Annotated in this window: 15 protein-coding genes, 1 tRNA gene and 1 pseudogene; 7 read left to right on the top strand and 10 right to left on the bottom strand. The window is 66.8% G+C overall.

All coding sequences use genetic code 11. The features are described 5' to 3' along the window. Positions 1-16: 16 nt before the first annotated feature. The gene (gene sodC, locus G6N50_RS09965) at positions 17-634 is read left to right on the top strand and encodes a superoxide dismutase[Cu-Zn] (protein ID WP_083095780.1); all 618 of its coding nucleotides are present in this window, start codon (positions 17-19) and stop codon (positions 632-634) included. Positions 635-663: 29 nt separating this feature from the next. Next, complete coding sequence (dnaG, locus tag G6N50_RS09960) at positions 664-2,619, top strand: DNA primase (RefSeq protein ID WP_083095782.1); 1,956 nt, start codon at positions 664-666, stop codon at positions 2,617-2,619. Here the strand turns inward: dnaG and G6N50_RS09955 are convergent. Further along, positions 2,603-2,881, bottom strand: a complete 279-nt coding sequence (locus G6N50_RS09955; protein WP_083095784.1) for a hypothetical protein — start codon at positions 2,879-2,881, stop codon at positions 2,603-2,605. The genes dnaG and G6N50_RS09955 overlap by 17 nt on opposite strands. Positions 2,882-3,016: 135 nt before the next feature. Between G6N50_RS09955 and G6N50_RS09950 the strand changes: the two genes are divergently transcribed. Next, a tRNA-Asn gene (locus G6N50_RS09950) sits at positions 3,017-3,089 on the top strand. Between the two features lie 33 nt (positions 3,090-3,122). Here the strand turns inward: G6N50_RS09950 and G6N50_RS09945 are convergent. The 6 genes from G6N50_RS09945 to G6N50_RS09920 form a co-directional block, all read right to left on the bottom strand. Next, positions 3,123-4,508, bottom strand: a complete 1,386-nt coding sequence (locus G6N50_RS09945) for an NtaA/DmoA family FMN-dependent monooxygenase (RefSeq protein WP_083095786.1) — start codon at positions 4,506-4,508, stop codon at positions 3,123-3,125. Beyond that, complete coding sequence (locus G6N50_RS09940; protein WP_083095788.1) at positions 4,505-5,626, bottom strand: LLM class flavin-dependent oxidoreductase; 1,122 nt, start codon at positions 5,624-5,626, stop codon at positions 4,505-4,507. Before G6N50_RS09940 ends, G6N50_RS09945 begins: the two co-directional genes overlap by 4 nt. Beyond that, positions 5,623-6,744, bottom strand: a complete 1,122-nt coding sequence (locus tag G6N50_RS09935; RefSeq protein WP_083095790.1) for an LLM class flavin-dependent oxidoreductase — start codon at positions 6,742-6,744, stop codon at positions 5,623-5,625. Before G6N50_RS09935 ends, G6N50_RS09940 begins: the two co-directional genes overlap by 4 nt. Before the next feature lie 219 nt (positions 6,745-6,963). Further along, entirely contained in the window at positions 6,964-7,647 is a 684-nt protein-coding gene (gene cysE / locus G6N50_RS09930) for a serine O-acetyltransferase (protein ID WP_083095793.1), read from the bottom strand. 1 nt (position 7,648) lies between these two features. Beyond that, entirely contained in the window at positions 7,649-8,581 is a 933-nt protein-coding gene (gene cysK, locus G6N50_RS09925; RefSeq protein ID WP_083095795.1) for a cysteine synthase A, read from the bottom strand. Beyond that, positions 8,582-9,871: a thioester domain-containing protein gene (locus G6N50_RS09920; RefSeq protein WP_083095797.1), complete on the bottom strand. Its 1,290-nt coding sequence runs from the start codon at positions 9,869-9,871 to the stop codon at positions 8,582-8,584. Between the two features lie 377 nt (positions 9,872-10,248). On the opposite strand from G6N50_RS09920, the gene G6N50_RS09915 reads away from it, so the two are divergent. Together G6N50_RS09915 and G6N50_RS09910 are read left to right on the top strand one after the other, a co-directional pair. Next, on the top strand, positions 10,249-11,172 hold the full coding sequence (locus G6N50_RS09915; RefSeq protein WP_083095799.1) for a family 2A encapsulin nanocompartment shell protein: 924 nt from the start codon (positions 10,249-10,251) through the stop codon (positions 11,170-11,172). Further along, a complete protein-coding gene (locus G6N50_RS09910; RefSeq protein WP_083095801.1) occupies positions 11,159-13,060 on the top strand; it encodes a family 2A encapsulin nanocompartment cargo protein cysteine desulfurase in 1,902 nt (633 codons plus the stop codon). Before G6N50_RS09915 ends, G6N50_RS09910 begins: the two co-directional genes overlap by 14 nt. Positions 13,061-13,124: 64 nt before the next feature. Here G6N50_RS09910 and G6N50_RS09905 read toward each other — a convergent pair whose 3' ends face one another. From G6N50_RS09905 to stf0, 3 genes are all read right to left on the bottom strand, one after another. Further along, complete coding sequence (locus tag G6N50_RS09905; protein ID WP_083095804.1) at positions 13,125-14,255, bottom strand: YeiH family protein; 1,131 nt, start codon at positions 14,253-14,255, stop codon at positions 13,125-13,127. After that, positions 14,249-14,410 (bottom strand): hypothetical protein, encoded by a 162-nt coding sequence (locus G6N50_RS09900; protein WP_158086074.1) that lies wholly within the window; start codon positions 14,408-14,410, stop codon positions 14,249-14,251. The genes G6N50_RS09905 and G6N50_RS09900 overlap by 7 nt, the downstream gene beginning before the upstream one ends. Positions 14,411-14,534: 124 nt before the next feature. Beyond that, positions 14,535-15,338 (bottom strand): trehalose 2-sulfotransferase, encoded by an 804-nt coding sequence (gene stf0 / locus G6N50_RS09895; RefSeq protein WP_083095806.1) that lies wholly within the window; start codon positions 15,336-15,338, stop codon positions 14,535-14,537. Positions 15,339-15,943: 605 nt separating this feature from the next. Here stf0 and G6N50_RS09890 point away from each other — a divergent pair. Both G6N50_RS09890 and G6N50_RS09885 read left to right on the top strand, forming a co-directional pair. After that, positions 15,944-16,711: an MlaE family ABC transporter permease gene (locus G6N50_RS09890; RefSeq protein ID WP_083095809.1), complete on the top strand. Its 768-nt coding sequence runs from the start codon at positions 15,944-15,946 to the stop codon at positions 16,709-16,711. Continuing rightward, positions 16,708-17,552 (top strand): annotated as a pseudogene (locus G6N50_RS09885) (ABC transporter permease). Before G6N50_RS09890 ends, G6N50_RS09885 begins: the two are co-directional and overlap by 4 nt. Position 17,553 lies beyond the last annotated feature (1 nt).

Raw genomic sequence — 17,553 nt, 5'->3', positions numbered from 1 at the left:
AGTTAGGCTGCCCGACATGACGAAATTCAGCGGCCCGCCCTTTGTGGCATCCTTCTTGATGGCGCTTCCCGTCGTCGCCATGACTGCCTGCAGTTCACCGCAGCATGCGAGCACCCAACCGGGCACCACCCCGCCGGTGAAAAGTGGCGCTCCGACGTCGTCCGGTGAGACGACGCCCCCGGCGCCCGGTGGCGGCTCGCTCAGCGCGGAGCTGAAGACGCCCGATGGTCGCTCGGCGGCCACCGCGACCTTCGACTTCACCGGCGGCTATGTGACCGTCACCGTCAAGACGGCGGCGCCGGGCATCCTGACGCCCGGGATCCACGGCCTGCACGTGCACGAGATCGGCAAGTGCGAGCCGAACTCGGTGGCTCCCACCGGCGGTGCGCCCGGGAACTTCCTGTCCGCCGGCGGTCATTACCAGGCCCCCGGGCATACCGGTAAGCCGGAAAGCGGCGATCTGGCGTCGCTGCAGGTCCGACAGGACGGCTCGGCGTACCTGGTCACCACCACCGATTCGTTCAACCGGGACGATCTGTTGGCGGGTAACAAGACCGCACTGATGTTGCACGGCGCCCAGGACACCGAGAACGCGATGGACCGCATTGCCTGCGGTGTCATCGGTACCGGCTAGCTTTCGCCGTCGCGCCTTAGACTGAGCCGATGTCAAGCCCGGCAGGATCACGCGCGGACGGCGACGGCCGTGCCCGGGGTCGTGGCCGGATTCCCGACCGCGACATCGCGGCCATCCGCGACCGGGTGCGCATCGACGAAATCGTCGGCGATTACGTCCAATTGCGGCGTGCCGGCGCCGATTCGCTCAAGGGCCTGTGTCCGTTTCACGACGAGAAGTCGCCGTCGTTTCACGTCCGCCCCAACCACGGCCACTTTCACTGCTTCGGCTGCGGCGAGGGCGGCGACGTGTACGCGTTCATCCAGAAGATCGAACACGTCAGCTTCGTCGAAGCGGTCGAACTGCTCGCCGACCGGATCGGCCACACTATCGCTTACTCCGGCCCGGCGACCAGCGTGCAGCGCGACCGCGGCAGTCGCAGCCGGCTCGTCGCGGCGAACGCGGCCGCGGCCGCGTTCTATGCGGCGGCGCTGGAATCCGCCGAGGCCGCGCCGGCGCGGCAGTATCTGACCGAGCGGAACTTCGACGCCGAGGCGGCCCGCCACTTCGGTTGCGGCTTCGCGCCGTCGGGCTGGGATTCGCTGACAAAGCATCTGGTGCGCAAGGGCTTTGAGTTCAAAGAGCTGGAAGCGGCCGGCCTGTCGCGGCAGGGTCGGCGCGGACCCATGGACCGCTTCCACCGCCGGTTGTTGTGGCCCATCCGGAGTTCGGCGGGCGAGGTGATCGGTTTCGGTGCCCGGCGGCTGTTCGACGACGATCCGATGGAAGCCAAGTACATCAACACGCCCGAGACGCTGCTGTACAAGAAGTCGAACGTGATGTTCGGCATCGACTTGGCCAAACGCGACATCGCCAGGGGACACCAGGCCGTCGTCGTCGAGGGCTACACCGACGTGATGGCGATGCACCTGGCCGGGGTCACCACCGCGGTGGCGTCGTGCGGCACCGCGTTCGGCGACGAGCACCTCTCGATGCTGCGCCGACTGATGATGGACGACAGCTTCTTTCGCGGCGAACTGATCTACGTTTTCGACGGCGACGCGGCGGGGCGGGCCGCCGCGCTCAAGGCCTTCGGCGGCGAGCAGAACCTGGCGGGACAGTCCTTTGTGGCCGTCGCGCCGGACGGCATGGATCCGTGTGATCTGCGGCTGAAGTCCGGCGACGGCGCGCTGCGCGATCTGGTGGCGCGGCGAACGCCGCTGTTCGAATTCGCGATCCGTTCGGCGCTCGCCGAGATGGACCTGGACAGCGCCGAGGGCCGGGTTGCCGCGCTGCGCCGCTGTGTCCCCATGGTGAGTCAGATCAAGGACCCCACGCTGCGTGACGAGTACGCCCGCCAGCTCGCCGGGTGGGTCGGCTGGGACGACGTCGCGCAGGTCATCGACCGGGTGCGCAGCCAGTCCAAAACCTCCAACGCCCAGGCCCGCGGCGGCGCTGGGGTCAAGGCTCCGCGTCGCGGCGCGGACCCGGCCCCTGTCGCCGCCCAGCCCGGGGCCGGCCGTCCGGATCCTCGCGACCCCACGTTGTGGCCACAACGTGAGGCGCTCAAGGCGGCCCTGCAATACCCCGCGTTCGCCGGGCCGGTGTTCGACACGCTGACCGTCGAAAGCTTCACCCACCCCGGGTACGCGGCCATCCGCGTGGCCATCGAGACCGCGGGGGGCACGTCGAGCGGGACCACCGGCGCGCAGTGGATCGAGGCGGTGCGCGATCAGGCAGCCTCGCCCCTGACCGCCGGCCTGGCCAGCGAGCTGGGTGTGGAGGCCATACAGGTCGACGAGGAGAAGCTGCCGCGCTACATCGGCGGTGTGCTGGCCCGGCTGCAAGAGGTGTGGATGGGCAGGCAGATCGCCGAAGTGAAGTCGAAGCTGCAGCGCATGTCGCCGATCGACCAGGGCGACGAGTATCACGCCCTATTCGGCGACCTGGTGGCGATGGAGTCCTACCGGCGCAGCCTGTTGGAGCAGGCTAGCGGCGACGATTAGACGGCGCCAGCACGTCGTCGGCCGAGCCCTCGACGTCGCGTTCCATGATGGCCGTCTGGTCGTCGATCTCCGTGAGCGTGACGAAGCCGGCGTCGGGGGAGATTCGGTTCGCAACCTTGCGCCGGCCCCCTTCGATCATCGACTTGGCCACCGGACTGCTGGTCAGCGCGCGATAAGTGCCGACGAGCTGCTCGTACCGCCGACGCCCGGCCTTCGAACCCAGCACGTAACCCAGTCCAAGCACCACGACATACCGGATCAAAACGTTCCTCCCGACTATCGATGGCTCCATCCTGCCTCACCGGCGGGGGTGCACGTGCGGCGGGCGCAGGCGGTGGTCCGCGTCAGTTGGGTGCGGTCGTGCCAGTACGCTAGAGTCGTCCCGCGATCGGGTTAGTCCCCTGTAGCTCAATTGGCAGAGCATTCGGCTGTTAACCGAAGGGTTCCTGGTTCGAGTCCAGGCGGGGGAGCAAGCAAATTTCACCGTGCCGCGTGCGCGGCCTTCACTGGCCGATCGCGATACCGGCCGGATTTCCCGCCCGCACCGGTGCGGGCAACAGTCCCAGATGCTCGCGCAGCGTGGTGCCGCGGTATTCGGTGCGGAAGCTACCGCGCTCCTGCAGCAGCGGCACCACCTTTTCGACGAACTCGTCGAGGCCGTGCGGTGTCAGGTGCGGCACCAGGATGAAGCCGTCGCAGGCATCCGACTGCACATAGCGATCGATCTCCGTGGCGACCTGATCCGGAGTTCCGACGAACTGCTGACGGCTGGTGACTTCGATGATCAGCTCGCGGATCGACAGGTTCTCGGCTTTCGCTCGGGCGCGCCAGGTCTCGGCGACCGTCTTGGGGTCGCCGTGCCGGACCCGTCCTCGGGTGATGTCCGGATTCTCGACGGGGTCGACGTCGGGCAGCGGCCCGTCGGGGTCGTAGGCCGATAGGTCCACGCCCCACACCTGTTCGAGGAACGCGATCGCGGCCGGGCCGCTGACCTGCTGCTCGCGGATGCAGCGTGCGTTGTCCTCCGCTTCGGCGGGGGTGTCGCCCAGCGCGAACGTCGCGCCGGGCAGCACCTTGAGCTGGTCGGGGTCTCGCCCGTGGGCCGCGGCGCGGCTCTTCACGTCGGCGTAGTAGCGCTGCCCCGCCTCGAGTGACCCGTGCAACGTGAACAGGGCATCGGCGTGCCGGGCGCCGAAGTCACGGCCGTCGCCGGAGTCGCCGGCCTGCAGCAGCACCGGATGGCCTTGCGGCCCGGCGGGCAGCGAGGCGACGCCGCGGACGTCGAATTGCGGACCGTGGTGTTCGACGGTGCCGATGCGGGCCGGATCGGCATAGATTCCGGCGTCGACGTCGGCGATCACGGCATCTGGTGCCCAGCTGTCCCAAAACCGCCGCGCCACGGCGATGAATTCCTCGGCCCTGCGGTAGCGGTCGGCGTGGGCGAGAAATCCGCCGCGACGGAAGTTCGCCCCGGTGAACGCATCCGAGGAGGTGACCATGTTCCACGCCGAACGCCCGTCGGACAGGTGATCCAGCGTCGCGAATTGCCTTGCTACCTCGTATGGTTCGTTGAACGTGGTGTTGATGGTTCCGGCGAGGCCGAGTTTGTCCGTGACCGCGGCCAGCGCGGCCAGCACGGTGAAGGTGTCGGGCCTGCCGACGACATCGAGGTCGTGGATGTGGCCGCGGTGCTCACGCAGCCGCAGGCCTTCGGCCAGAAAGAGAAAGTCGAACAGTCCACGCTCGGCGGTCTTGGCAAGGTGCACAAAGGATTGGAACGCGATCTGACTGCCCGCGCTCGGATCGGACCACACCGTGGTGTTGTTCACCCCAGGGAAGTGAGCTCCGAGATGTATCCGCTTGCGGCGCACTGCTTCTCGAACGGTCATCCGGTCAATCCCCATCGCTTGGCGATCAGTTCATGCGAGCGCAGCCGGTCGACGTGCCGGTGCGTCACGGAGGTGATCAACAGTTCGTCGGCACTTGTGACGCGGCGCAGCAGTTCGAGCCGGTCGGCGACCTCGTCGGGGTTGCCGACGAATTGTGTTGCGGTGCGGTCGGCTACCAGCGCCTGCTGGTCCTCGGTCAGGGGCTCGCAGAAATCGGGATCCGGGTAGGGGATGGCTCCGTGGCCACTTCGGATGGAATACACCCAGCGGCCGTAACCGGATGCGAGGTGCCGCGCGGTGGTGCTGTCCTCGGCGACGACGACATCGGCGGACACCACCACGTAGGGCTCGGATAGCCGGGCGGACGGGCGGAACGCGTTGCGGTACCAGGTGATTGCGTCGAGTGCAGTGCCGGGGGTGATGTGGTAGCTCGCGACGAACGGAAGTCCACGGGCACCGGCAACCTCGGCACTCTGCCCCGTGGTGCTGCCGAAGATCCACGGGGTCAAGTGGGCGTGCTCGCCCGGAACAGCATGCAGCTCATGGCCGTTGACGGAGTAGGTGCCGTCCAGCATCGCTTCGATATCGGCCAGCTGGTCGGCGAAGTCGGGCGGTTGCGCGCATGGCTGAGCGAGCACCGACGCTTGCGCCCGGATCCGCTCGCTTTTCATCAGCGGTGTCTGGTCGAAGGGGGTGGGGATGACCACGCCGTCCATTTCGCGCCACGGCGTGGGTTGGCGTTCGGCGGGGGCCGGAGCCGACGTGGCCGCCTCTTGGCGCCGCTGCCCGGATCGGCCCAGCCCCATGTCTATGCGGCCGGGATGAAGCGCATCGAGGATGCCGAAGCTTTCCACCACGGCAAGCGCCGTCTGGTGCCCGACCTGCACCGCGGCCGACCCGACGTGGATTCGTTTTGTCGCCGCGGCGATCTGGCCGATCAGCGTCACCGGTGACGAGCTGGCCACCGCGACGAAGTGGTGCTCGGCGAGCCAATACCGTTTGTAGCCCCATCGCTCGGCGTGCTGGGCCAGGTCGATGGTGTTGCGTAGCGCCGTGGCGGGGTCACTGCCGGCGCTGATCGGTGCGAGGTCGAGGATCGACAGGGGAGTGACGGTCATGACGGGGCCGTCGCGTAGCGGTTCGGTGCGGGTGCCAGTCCGAGGCGTTCGCGCAGGGTTTCGCCGTCACGGTAGCCGGTGCGGAATCGGCCGGCGCGCTGCAGTCGTGGCACCAGGTCGTCGACGATCGCGGGCAGGTCGAGGGCGTTGACAGCGGGCCGCAGCCGTACCCCGTCGACTCCGGCGTCTTGCCAGGCGAGCAGCAGCTCTACCAAATCGCTTGTGCTTCCGTGGAAGACATGCGCATCGGAGGACAGTGCCGCCACCGGCGCCGATGGATCTTCAGCCAACGCCACCACCAGGTCCGCGTAGACCTGGATCGCTCGGCCCGCAGCGCGCTGCGCCTGGTCGACGTCAGCCAGGATCGCTCGCAGCGAGCCCTCGTCGCGCGGGGTGACGAAGACGAGATCGGCGTTGGCGGCCGCGAATTCGTAGACCCGCGGCGCGTGTGCCAGCGCCGCCACCACCGGCTGGCCCTGGGGCGGCCGCGGGGTGATCGAGGGCCCCTTGATCGAGAAGTGCGCGCCGGCGAAGTCGATGTAGTGCAGCTTGGCCCGGTCGATGTAGCGACCCGTCTCGAGATCGCGGATGACGGCGTCGTCCTCCCAGCTGTCCCAGAGGCGGCGCACCACCTCCACCGCGTCGGCGGCCTCTTCGAAAAGTTCGTCGCCTGCGGGGGCGGGTCGTCGGCCGAACAGCGCCGCTTCGTGCGCCGTTGGGCTCACCCGCACCTGCCAGCCGGCCCGGCCGTGCGAAACATGGTCAAGTGTCGCAACCGCTTTCGAGATGTGGAACGGCTCGGTATGCGTGACCGTCGCAACGAGTATCAGGCCGATGTGGGTGGTGACCGGCGCAACGCGGGCGGCCACCAGCGTGGCATCGGCGCGTCCCGCCAGGCGCCGCGGGGAGATTTCGGCCCGGCGCCCCGGCTGTGCGTCCAGGCTGTCGTCGATGGTCAGGAAATCCAGCAGCCCACGCTCAGCGGTGCCCGCCAGCGCGGCCCAATAGCGGCCGCTGAGTTGTCCGCCGCCGGTCGCGTTGTGCGCGAACGCGTATCGCCACGCCTGGGGGTGCCAACCGTAGCCGTCCAGCGCCACCGCTAGATGCAGCTCGGTCATGATCGGTCCCCGGCAGCTTCGCCGTCGCACGTCGTGGTCATAACCCACTGTGCAACGCTGCGGGCGGCGATGCATTCCACGGCGGGATTAAGTTCAGCGTGAGTAATACTTCGCCGAGCTCAACGCTGTCGCGCGCGCCAATGAGGGTTCGGTGCAGCGTGGCGAATACCCGCGATCAGAACGGGTTCGGCTGAGCTCCACAACCTTTGGGGGATGGGCTCAGATGGAGAAGTCCTCGCCGTGCCAGACGCCGGCCTCGGGCGGCCGGATGACGTGGTTGGTCCGTGCGCCGTCGGCCCGGGCCTCCAGTTTCGTCACGCGGGTAAGCAGCGACTGCAGGCTCACACCGACGAGATCGGGCATCATCGAATCGTCCGGGCTGCCGGGAAGGCTGCGGCTGATGACCTGTCCGGGCACCCCGACGACCACCGAGCTCGACGGAACCTCCTTGACCACCACGGCGTTGGCGCCGATGCGGCTGTCGTCGCCGATTTTGATGGCGCCCAACACTTTCGCCCCGGCGCCAATGGTTACCCGGTCACCGATGGTGGGGTGACGTTTGCCGGTGTCCCTGCCGCTGCCGCCCAGGGTGACGCCGTGGTAGATGGTCACGTCCTCACCCACCTCGGCGGTTTCTCCGATCACCACACCGGTCGCGTGGTCGATGAACAGACCGGGACCCAGCACCGCACCCGGATGGATCTCGACTCCGGTCAGGATCCGGGTGATTTCGGCGGTGATACGTGCGATCAGCCGCGCACCGCGGTGCCACAGCCAGTGGTTGATGCGGTGAGCCCAGATGGCGTGCACGCCCGGGTAGGCGAAGATCACCTGCAGCGTGGTCGGCGCCGCGGGATCCCGTTCCCTGGCGGCTCGGATGTCACGACGGATGGCTGCGAGCATGCTAATCGGCCAGGTCGGCGAAGAGCGGCGTGCTGAGGTAGCGCTCGCCGAAGTCGGGCAGCACCACGACGATGAGCTTTCCGGCGTTTTCGGGCCGGCGCGCCACTTGCAGGGCGGCCACCGCCGCCGCCCCCGAGGAAATGCCGACCAGCAGTCCCTCCTCCGAGGCCAGCCGCCGGGCCAGGGCGATTGACTCCTCGTTGCCGACGGCGATGACCTCGTCAACCAGGTCCATCGCCAGCACCGGCGGGACGAACCCGGCGCCGAGACCCTGAATGGGGTGCGGCCCCTTCTGCCCGCCGGACAGCACCGGCGACCCGGCCGGCTCCACGGCGATGAATTGTGCCGAGGGCTTGCGTTCCTTGATCACCTGAGCGACACCGGTGATGGTGCCGCCCGTACCCACGCCGGCAACGAAAATGTCGATTTTTCCATCGGTGTCGCGCCACACTTCCTCCGCCGTGGTGGCGCGGTGGATTGCGGGGTTGGCCTTATTTTCGAACTGCTGTGGCACGAAATACCGTTGGTCGCTCTTGGCCAATTCCTCGGCCTTGGCGATGGCGCCCGGCATGCCCTCGGAGCCCGGCGTCAAAACGATCTCAGCTCCTAAGGCGCGCAACAACATTCGTCGTTCGACGCTCATGGTCTCGGGCATGGTCAGCACGCAGCGGTACCCGCGGGCCGCGGCCACCAGCGCCAGGGCGATGCCGGTGTTCCCGCTGGTCGGTTCGAGAATGATCGTGTCCGGTTTGATCAGGCCCGCCTGCTCCGCCGCGTCGATCATCGCGACCCCGATGCGGTCCTTGACGCTGTTGCCCGGGTTGAAGAATTCCAGCTTGGCGACGACGTCGGCGACCGCACCCTCGGTGACCCGGTTCAGCCGGACCAGCGGGGTGTTACCGATCAACTCCGTGACGTTCTCCGCGATGCTCATCTACCTTTTGTCTCCAACGACGTAGGACCAGGCCTCATCGACCTGCCAGCTAATATCGAACTCTATGTTCATCTCGGTGGGGATGGCTAGCGCCACGGGCGTGAAGCGGTGCGACGCCTCGTCGAGCGCTACCCCGGTGAGTACGCGTCCATGCAGTTCGCCAACGGTTTTCGCGGTAATCGTTATTCCCGACATGCCAGTCGGCTGGCGTAAATAAAAATCCGTGCCCGGTTCGATCGGGCCGCCGAGCGTGAAGCCGTCGGTGTCCACCACTTCCTGACCGTCGTTGGCGCTGAACAGCAGCGGGATTCGCACCTGAAACGGGCCGATGAGCCCCCCGTCCGCGCCGGCGCGATGGTCGACCAGTGCGGCTTCGCCGGTTTCGTGAACGGCCTTACGCGCCTGCGCAAGCAAGTAGTTGTACAGGTGCACGACCTTATCGGCGTTGCGGTAGTAGCGGGCACCGGTGAGCCGGAAGCTGACGGGCCCGATCCTGGGGGTGTCCGTGTCGGAGCTCGCGGCCAGCCGGTAGTAGCGGTATCCGCGCCCTCCGCGGCCGTGGCTGCTCGACGACAGCGTGCTGCCCTGGCCCAACGTGCGCTGGTGACGGCCTGCCCCGGGGCCCGCGGTCAGCTCCGATCCGGAAACATCCTGCCAGACAACGCCATTGGGTGATTTCTGCAGCTTGAAATTGACCGCGGTGGGTGAGTCGGTCCATACCGAGTAGCCGCCGAGCTGAGGTTCGCCGTCGAACTCGAAGGTGAATACGGGTCCGGCGGACCGGCGAACCGTCACGGGAACATTGAGCGGGCGGGTGTCCAGCGTCAACCTGTTGGTGAAAAACCAAATCGCTGCCTGCGTCGCCGCGATCGCCTCGTGTTCGTTGATGTTGGCCGGTCCCAGCGGATAGCCGGCTTCGCGCACCTGCTGGCTCAGTTCGGCGGTTGAGTGCATCGGAAACGAGTGCCTCAGGATCCAGCCGATCCTGGCTTCGTGACCCGACGTGCGTAGGTGCGGCAGCGCTGACCAGGTGTCCACGCGATAGCGCGACGGGTGCCGCGGTGCCACGCCGGTGAAATCCAGCGAGTAGGCATGCACGTTCGGGTTGAGTCTGATCAGGTCTGTGCGCGCCCAGCTGCCATCGGTGAATACGACCCGATCGACGGTGTGGGAATACGTTCCGCCCCGGTATCGGGTGAGGCGGTTGAGCGCACGGGCCGGCCGGACCACCGAACGACGACGGGTCGTCACGGGTGCCAGCGCACGGCCGGGCTCGGACAATATGGTCATGGGTTGTTGATCTTCCTGAAAAGCTTTTCAAGGGCCTGCATCTTCACGCCGCCGGGTGGGACCCGGCGATACCGCCCTGAGGTGGGCCGGCGCGGGGTTTTCTACAGCGTCAGAGGGCTCAGAAAATCAACAACAACAACAGCAACAACAGTCCGCGACGGCGCAGCGCGACGGGACAAAGCGCGGCTGTACGGGGTGTTGCATGTCCCCACTATAAGGCATCGGCGCACGTCGGCGCGTTTCGCTCAGCCCGGCTCTAAATCTTCTGGCCGGCCCCGAAGTTGCCTACGCTCGGCGCGGACCCGCCTCTGCTGCGGGACGATTGATCATGTGTCCGGCCTCGGCCGCAGCATTCGACCAAGCTAGAAAGGACCACGATGACGTCGGCTCAAACTGAGTCTCAGGCACTTGGCGATCTCGCTGCCAGGCAACTTGCCAACGCAACCAAGACCGTTCCCCAGCTCTCGACGATCACGCCGCGCTGGCTGCTGCACCTGCTCAGCTGGGTTCCGGTGGAGGCGGGTATCTACCGGGTGAACCGGGTGGTTAACCCCGAGAACGTCGCCGTCAAGGCCGAAGCGGGCGCGGGCACCGACGAACCGCTGCCCGAGACATTCGTTGATTACGAGACGAGCCCGCGCGAGTACACGCTGCGCAGCATTTCCACGCTGCTCGACGTCAGCACCAGGGTCTCCGACCTTTACTCCAGCCCGCACGACCAGATCGCCCAGCAACTGCGGTTGACCATCGAGACCATCAAGGAGCGGCAGGAGTCCGAGCTGATCAACAGCCCGGAGTACGGGTTGCTCGCGCAGGTCACCCCGGAGCAGACCATCCAGACGCTCGCCGGTGCGCCGACCCCCGACGACCTCGACGCTTTGATCACCCGGGTGTGGAAGACGCCGAGTTTCTTCCTCACGCACCCGCAGGGCATTGCCGCGTTCGGTCGTGAGGCCACGTACCGGGGTGTGCCGCCCGTGGTCGTGAGCCTGTTCGGCGCGCAGTTCATCACCTGGCGCGGGATTCCCTTGATCCCCTCGGACAAGGTGCCGGTGGAGGACGGGAAGACCAAGTTCATCCTGGTGCGCACGGGTGAGGAGCGTCAGGGCGTGGTGGGCCTGTTCCAGCCGGGGCTCGTCGGGGAACAGGCGCCGGGGCTTTCGGTGCGGTTCACCGGTATCAACCAGCAGGCGATCGCGACCTACCTGGTCACCCTGTACACCTCCCTGGCCGTGCTCACCGACGACGCCCTCGGCGTGCTCGACGGTGTCGCCGTGGACCAGTTCCATGAGTACAAGTGAGTACCGGGCGGTAGACGCTGAGAGCGACTTGCCCATCAGCGCTGCCGAAATCGCGGCGCTGGCCAGTCAGCTATACGCGGCCAGCATCCGGCCGGGTCCGGACAGTCCGCCGCAGTCAGCGCCCGTCGCCCCGCGGGGCAGCGTGCCGGATACGACGGCGGCCACCTCGGCCGCCCACGCCGCTGCGGGCAGCGCCGACGCCTACCCGACACCACTGCCGGCGCTGGGTTTCACGGACATCTACGTTCCGGCTCCGACGTCACCCGCACCGGAAGCGCCTCCGCAAACGGTGCCGGTCGCGCCCCGCGGGAACGCTCCGGACACGACGGCGGCATCGGCCGGCGCGACCAGTGGCAGCGTCGCGGAGCCCTACCTGCCGACCGGTGATCTGACGGCTTTCGCAGTGCCGTCGCAGGGCATCGTCCCGACCGTGCCGGGCGTATTGGCCGGCGCTGCGCCGACCACGTCGGTGAGCCCTCGGACCACGGGTCGGTCAGCGCCGTACACGGTTCCGCATTCGTTGCCCGACGCACCTTCGGTGACCAACCTGGGCTGGTCCGACGGCGTGCCCGCCAACCCGCATGCGCCGGCAGGTGACGAGCACAACTACCACTTCCTGACGGCGACCGAGTCGGTGCCGCGACTGCCGGACGAGCACGAGGTGTTCGACGTCAACGCAATGCGAGCGGACTTCCCGATCCTGAAGGAGGTCGTCAACGGAAAGCCGCTGATCTGGTTCGACAACGCGGCGACCACCCAGAAGCCGCAGGTCGTGATCGACCGGCTGTCACACTTCTACGCCCACGAGAACTCCAACATCCACCGCGCCGCACACGAATTGGCCGCGCGGGCCACCGATGCCTACGAGGAAGCGCGCGACACGGTGGCCGAATTCATCGGTGCCCCGAGTCCAGACAACATCGTCTTCGTGCGCGGCACCACCGAGGCGATCAACCTGGTGGCCCATGCCTGGGGCGGCAAGCACCTGCAGCCCGGCGACGAGATCGTCATCACACACCTGGAGCACCACGCGAATATCGTTCCCTGGCAGTTGGTCTCGCAAAAGACGGGAGCGATCCTCAAGGTCGCTCCGATCGACGACGCGGGCAACCTGCTGCTGAGCGAGTTCGAGGAGCTGCTGGGCCCGCGGACCAAGCTCGTCGCGGCCACTCAGGTGTCCAACGCGTTGGGCACGGTGGTCCCGGTGGACAAGATCGTGGAGCTGGGTCACCGCTACGGCGCCAAGGTCTTGATCGACGGCGCTCAGTCGATTCAGCACATGCCGGTCAACGTCGCCGACCTCGGCGCCGACTTCTTCGTGTGCTCCGGCCACAAGATTTACGGCCCCACCGGAATTGGTGCGCTCTACGGCACGGAAGAAGCCCTGACCGAGACACCGCCGTGGCAGGGCGGCGGTCACATGATCGCCGACGTGACGCTGGAGCGCTCGTTGTATCAAGGGCCGCCGACCAAATTCGAAGCAGGCACCGGCAATATCGCCGACGCCGTCGGGCTCACCGAGGCGCTGCGCTATGTCCAGCGGCTGGGCATCGAACGGATCGCGGCTTACGAACACGCGTTGCTGGAGTACGCGACGCCGCGGTTGGCCGACATCCCCGGAGTTCGTCTGGTGGGCACCGCAAAAGAGAAGGCCAGCGTGCTGTCGTTCGTGCTCGCCGGACACGACCCGCTCGAGGTGGGCAAGGCGCTCAACGCCGAGGGCATCGCGGTGCGCGCCGGTCACCACTGCGCGCAGCCGGCCCTGCGGCGGCTGGGGCTGGAATCGACGGTGCGCCCGTCGTTCGCGTTCTACAACACGTTCGAGGAGATCGACGTCTTCTTGCGCGCGGTGCGCCGGATCGCCGAGGGCGGAACGAACGTCGGCTGAGGTGTGGGCGTGCCGAGCGCCCGGCCAGCCGGGCGAATAGCGCAACCCGGTGGGGCGTAGCAACTTAGGTGCCTGCGCCCCAACCGAATACGCGCGACGTCAGCAGCACGATGCCCAGGGAGACGGTCGCGACGACGGTGAGCCCGATGACCGCGACGACCAGCGGTCGCCACCCGGTGCGTGCGATCTGACGAATATCGGTGTTGAGCCCCACACCGGCAAAGGTCAGCAGGAAGGCCCATTTCGACACGTTGGCAAGGTTGGCGGTTTGGTCCGGGGTCAGCCAGCCAGCGGTGGCGATCGCCGAGACCACCAGGAAGCCGAGCACGAACTTCGGAAACTTGTTCCAGACGAAGGCGGCCTTGGCCGCGGCGCCCGGCGCGATTCGGTCGGCCTGCCCTCGACCCGACCAGAACAGGGCGAACCCCAGCACGACAAACCCGATCAGCGCGTTTCGGGTCGACTTGACCAGCACCGCGATCTTGCCGGCATGGTCGGCGTACAGGTATCCGGTCGCGGTGGTTTCGGCCGTGTTGTCCACGGAAAGTCCCGCCCACAAACCGAATTCGTGGTCGGTGAGACCGATGGCGTGTCCCAGCGGTGGCAACAAGAACAGGGACACCGCACCCAGCGCCAGGATCGCCGCGATCGCGTAGCTAACGTCGGAGTTACGGGCCCGGATCGCGCCCTTGGCCGCCACGATGGCCGACACCCCGCAGATGGACGTGCCTATCGCCAACAGCGAGCCGAGCTTGCCCGACAATCCGAACGCGCGGGCCACGACGATGATGACCGTCCCGGCAATGGTCATGTCCACCAGGATCTGCACCAGGCTGAGCCCGCCGAGCTTGGCGATATCGCCCAGCACGAAGCGCGAACCAAGCGCCACGATCCCGACCTTGAGCCAGAATTCATAGGTCAGCACGCCATGTCGAAATATCGGGTGCAGGCCGACGGTATTGGTGATGAGCAACCCGATCACGATCGCCCACAACACGTATTCGATGTCGGGCACGATCCAGTGCTGGTGCTTGGCCAGTGCGTTCCACCAGATCTGAGCGTACTTGCCCAGCACCCCCACGCCGATCAGCAGCAGAATCCCCGGTACATACTCGAGCGGACGGGTGCTGGTGAAGGTGGGTTCGGCCGACGTTTCGTCGGGCTCCGCCCGGACCGTGCTCACGCCGGTCACCAAGGGATCTTCGGGAGCGCGTTGGCCACCGCCAACGCGACGATCACGCCCGCCACCGCCGTCGCCCACCAGTCCACCGACACCGAACCGAGCCGGGCTGCCCAATCCGACCCTCGCGCAGCGGGGTTCTCTCCGTCAGCTGGCACGCGTTCACCCACGATGACCGCTCCTCAAGCGCCTGTGGCGGCGTCTCTGCGCCGCACGTGTTGACTCCGAATGGTGGCGTCCGCGGCGGCTACATCCAAGTGATTGGCTCGGGCTGAATTTAGATCTGCCCGTCGATCAGGTTGGCAGGCCGAGCTTCTCGGCATCGGCACGGTAGCGGTCCACCCACTCGTCGGAGCGCTGGTCGGCCTGGCGCTCCAGCACCGGGTCGGGTGCCAGTTGTGGGTCGAGCCCCAACGCCTCGAGGATGGACCCTACGACCTGAGTCAGGTTGCGCCACAACACCGGATACGAAATGTCCATGGGTTCGATGTTTTCTTCGGCGAACCAGTTTCGCCAACCCTCTTCTTGCGCGCGCAGCATGGTGACGACGTGGGCGATCGCTGCGGCGTGATAGGTGGCGCGCGCGTCCCGGACCGGGTCGGGCCTGCCGCGCCAGACCCGCGTCTGCACCGCCCGCCAGAACGACACCGCCTGCGAAACCACATCGGGCCGGTAGACGTGGATCAGCAGTGGCCGCTCGCCCACCACATCGGTGATCGCCGCCAGCAGGCCGTCGCCACTGCGATCCGGAAGGTTCTTGGCACGGTCCAGCAGCAGCGGCGTTTGGTTCCACATCAGCTTGCCGCCCCACACCCCGTTCGGTGTCCGTCCGACGGTACGGATGTAGGCACGCCAAATCTCGGGCGGCGCGAGATCGGGCGTCCCGGCGTCCAGTGGGTCGAGCAGGCTCAGGATCGACTCGTCCTGCACCCCCGCGAACCACTCCCGTGGCTGCGGGGACTGGCTGGTGGACGGCAGGTACTGGAAGAACTCCTGAGGCTCGCCGGCCACGCCGGTGGCGCGCAAGGATTCGACCAGCAGCGTGCTGCCGCTGCGCTGCGACGCCAACACCAGGTATGACGACGGGCTACCAGTCACCCGCAGAGTGTATCCAGAACCTTCAAATCTTATCCGGGGTAGCGCGATTAGGGTCAGGGTGAAGGAAACCCTTGCGTCGAAACGGACTTGCCCGGACTGTGGCGTTCGGCGACGACAGCCGAACGGGACGGTGGCCGTGGGTGCTCGACGGGTTTCGGAGAGGATGAAAAGCCGCGCACGCGGCGCGTGCCGCGCTGCTTTGAGTGATGCTGCGTCGCACATCATCTCCGTCATCTCCGGTGGACACCCGGCATCTCCCGCGGGTCGGCCCCACGCTCTGCGCGCGCCACCGCTCGGGCGTCGGTCCGTCTGCGGCGCCGCCGTCGCGCGGCTGCCGGCCGAGGCCGACACCAAAGTTCACACAGGCTAGCGGCCCGCCGCCGACGATTGCGGTCGCCGCACCACATTTCTTCTTGTTGATTGCAAACCTCACGCCGAGCATCGCTTTGCCCGTACATTCCCACATCTATGCGCTCAAACAGACGTGAGCGCTACATGTAAACACTGCTGTTTGCTTAGGGCCAGCGAATTACGAACGTATAAACCATGTTACGAAAATGGGGGTCGGGTTGAGTCAGGGACCGCCATTGGGTTGGGCGAGCAGCGTGAACGCGACGACCCTCGCGAAGCCCATGAACGCATTGGGTCAATTCTTTCTGCTCAGCGCGGAGGCGTTGGTCGCGGCTGTGCGCGGCCCCTGGGCATGGCGCGAAGTTCTCGAGCAGATTTGGTTCGTCGCCCGGGTTTCCATTTTCCCGACCATCATGTTGTCGATTCCATACACGGTGCTCATCGTGTTCGTCCTCAACATCCTGCTCGTCGAGATCGGCGCGGGCGATCTCTCGGGTGCCGGTGCGGGGCTGGCCTCGGTGACCCAGGTGGGGCCGGTCGTCACGGCGATGGTCGTCTCGGGTGCCGGGTCGACCGCCATGTGCGCCGACCTGGGTGCGCGCACCATCCGCGAGGAAATCGACGCGATGAAGGTGATCGGCGTCAATCCGATTCAGGCACTGGTGGTTCCGCGCATCATCGCGGCGACGTTCGTCGCGGTCCTGCTGTACTCCGTGGTGGCGGTCACCGGCCTGACGGGCAGCTACATCTTCGTGGTCTTCGTCCAGCACGTCACGCCGGGTGCATTCGTCGCGGGAATGACCCTGGTCACCGGGCTGCCGCAGGTGGTGATCTCGCTGATCAAGGCGACCCTGTTCGGGCTGTCCGCCGGCCTGATTGCCTGCTACAAGGGCTTGTCGGTGGGCGGCGGCCCGACCGGCGTCGGCAACGCGGTCAACGAGACCGTGGTCTTCTCGTTCATGGCGTTGTTCTTCATCAACATCCTGACCACTGCGCTCGGGGTGAAGGTGACGGCCAAATGACCGACGCCGCGCGCGAGCCCTCGTGGCTCGTCAATCTTGGCCTCCGGCTGGCGGATTCCACCCGCCGGGTGGGCGAACAGACCGCCTTCTACGGGCAATCCCTGACCGCCACCGTCGACGCGATCCGGCGTTACCCGAACGAACTGCTGCGGCTGATCGCCGAAATGGGAATGGGCACGGGCGCGTTGGCCGTAATCGGGGGCACGGTCGGCATCATCGGCTTCCTGACCCTGACCACCGGTGCCCTCGTCGCGGTACAGGGCTACGACACGCTGTCCAAGATCGGCGTCGAGGCGCTGACCGGCTTTCTTTCGGCGTTCCTGAACGTCCGGATGATCGCACCCTGCACCGCCGGCCTGGCGCTGGCGGCCACGATCGGTGCCGGTGCGACGGCGCAACTGGGCGCGATGCGCATCAACGAGGAGATCGATGCGCTGGAGGTGATGGGGATCCGCGCGGTCACCTATCTGGCGTCCACCCGGATCATCGCCGGCATCCTGGTCGTCATCCCCCTCTACGCCGTCGCCGTTCTGATGTCGTTCGTCGCGGCGAAGTTCCTCACGATCTACGTGTACGGGCAGTCACGAGGCGTCTACGAGCATTATTTCGCCACCTTTTTGCGCCCCACCGACCTGTTCTGGTCGTTCCTGGCGGCGCTGACCATGGCGGCCGGGGTGATGGTGGTGCACACATACTACGGCTTCACCGCAACGGGTGGCCCGGCGGGCGTCGGGGAAGCGGTCGGTCGGTGCGGTCATCAATGATCGTCACGGCGTTCGTGTGCCTGATGATCTCGCTGTCCGTCTACGGGCAGTCCGGCAACTTCAATCTGTCGGGATGAC

It is taken from the genome of Mycobacterium mantenii, from assembly GCF_010731775.1.
Lineage (GTDB): Bacteria > Actinomycetota > Actinomycetes > Mycobacteriales > Mycobacteriaceae > Mycobacterium > Mycobacterium mantenii.
The sequence above is the reverse complement of the archived record's forward strand: the minus strand, read 5'-3'. Positions and strand labels throughout refer to the sequence as shown.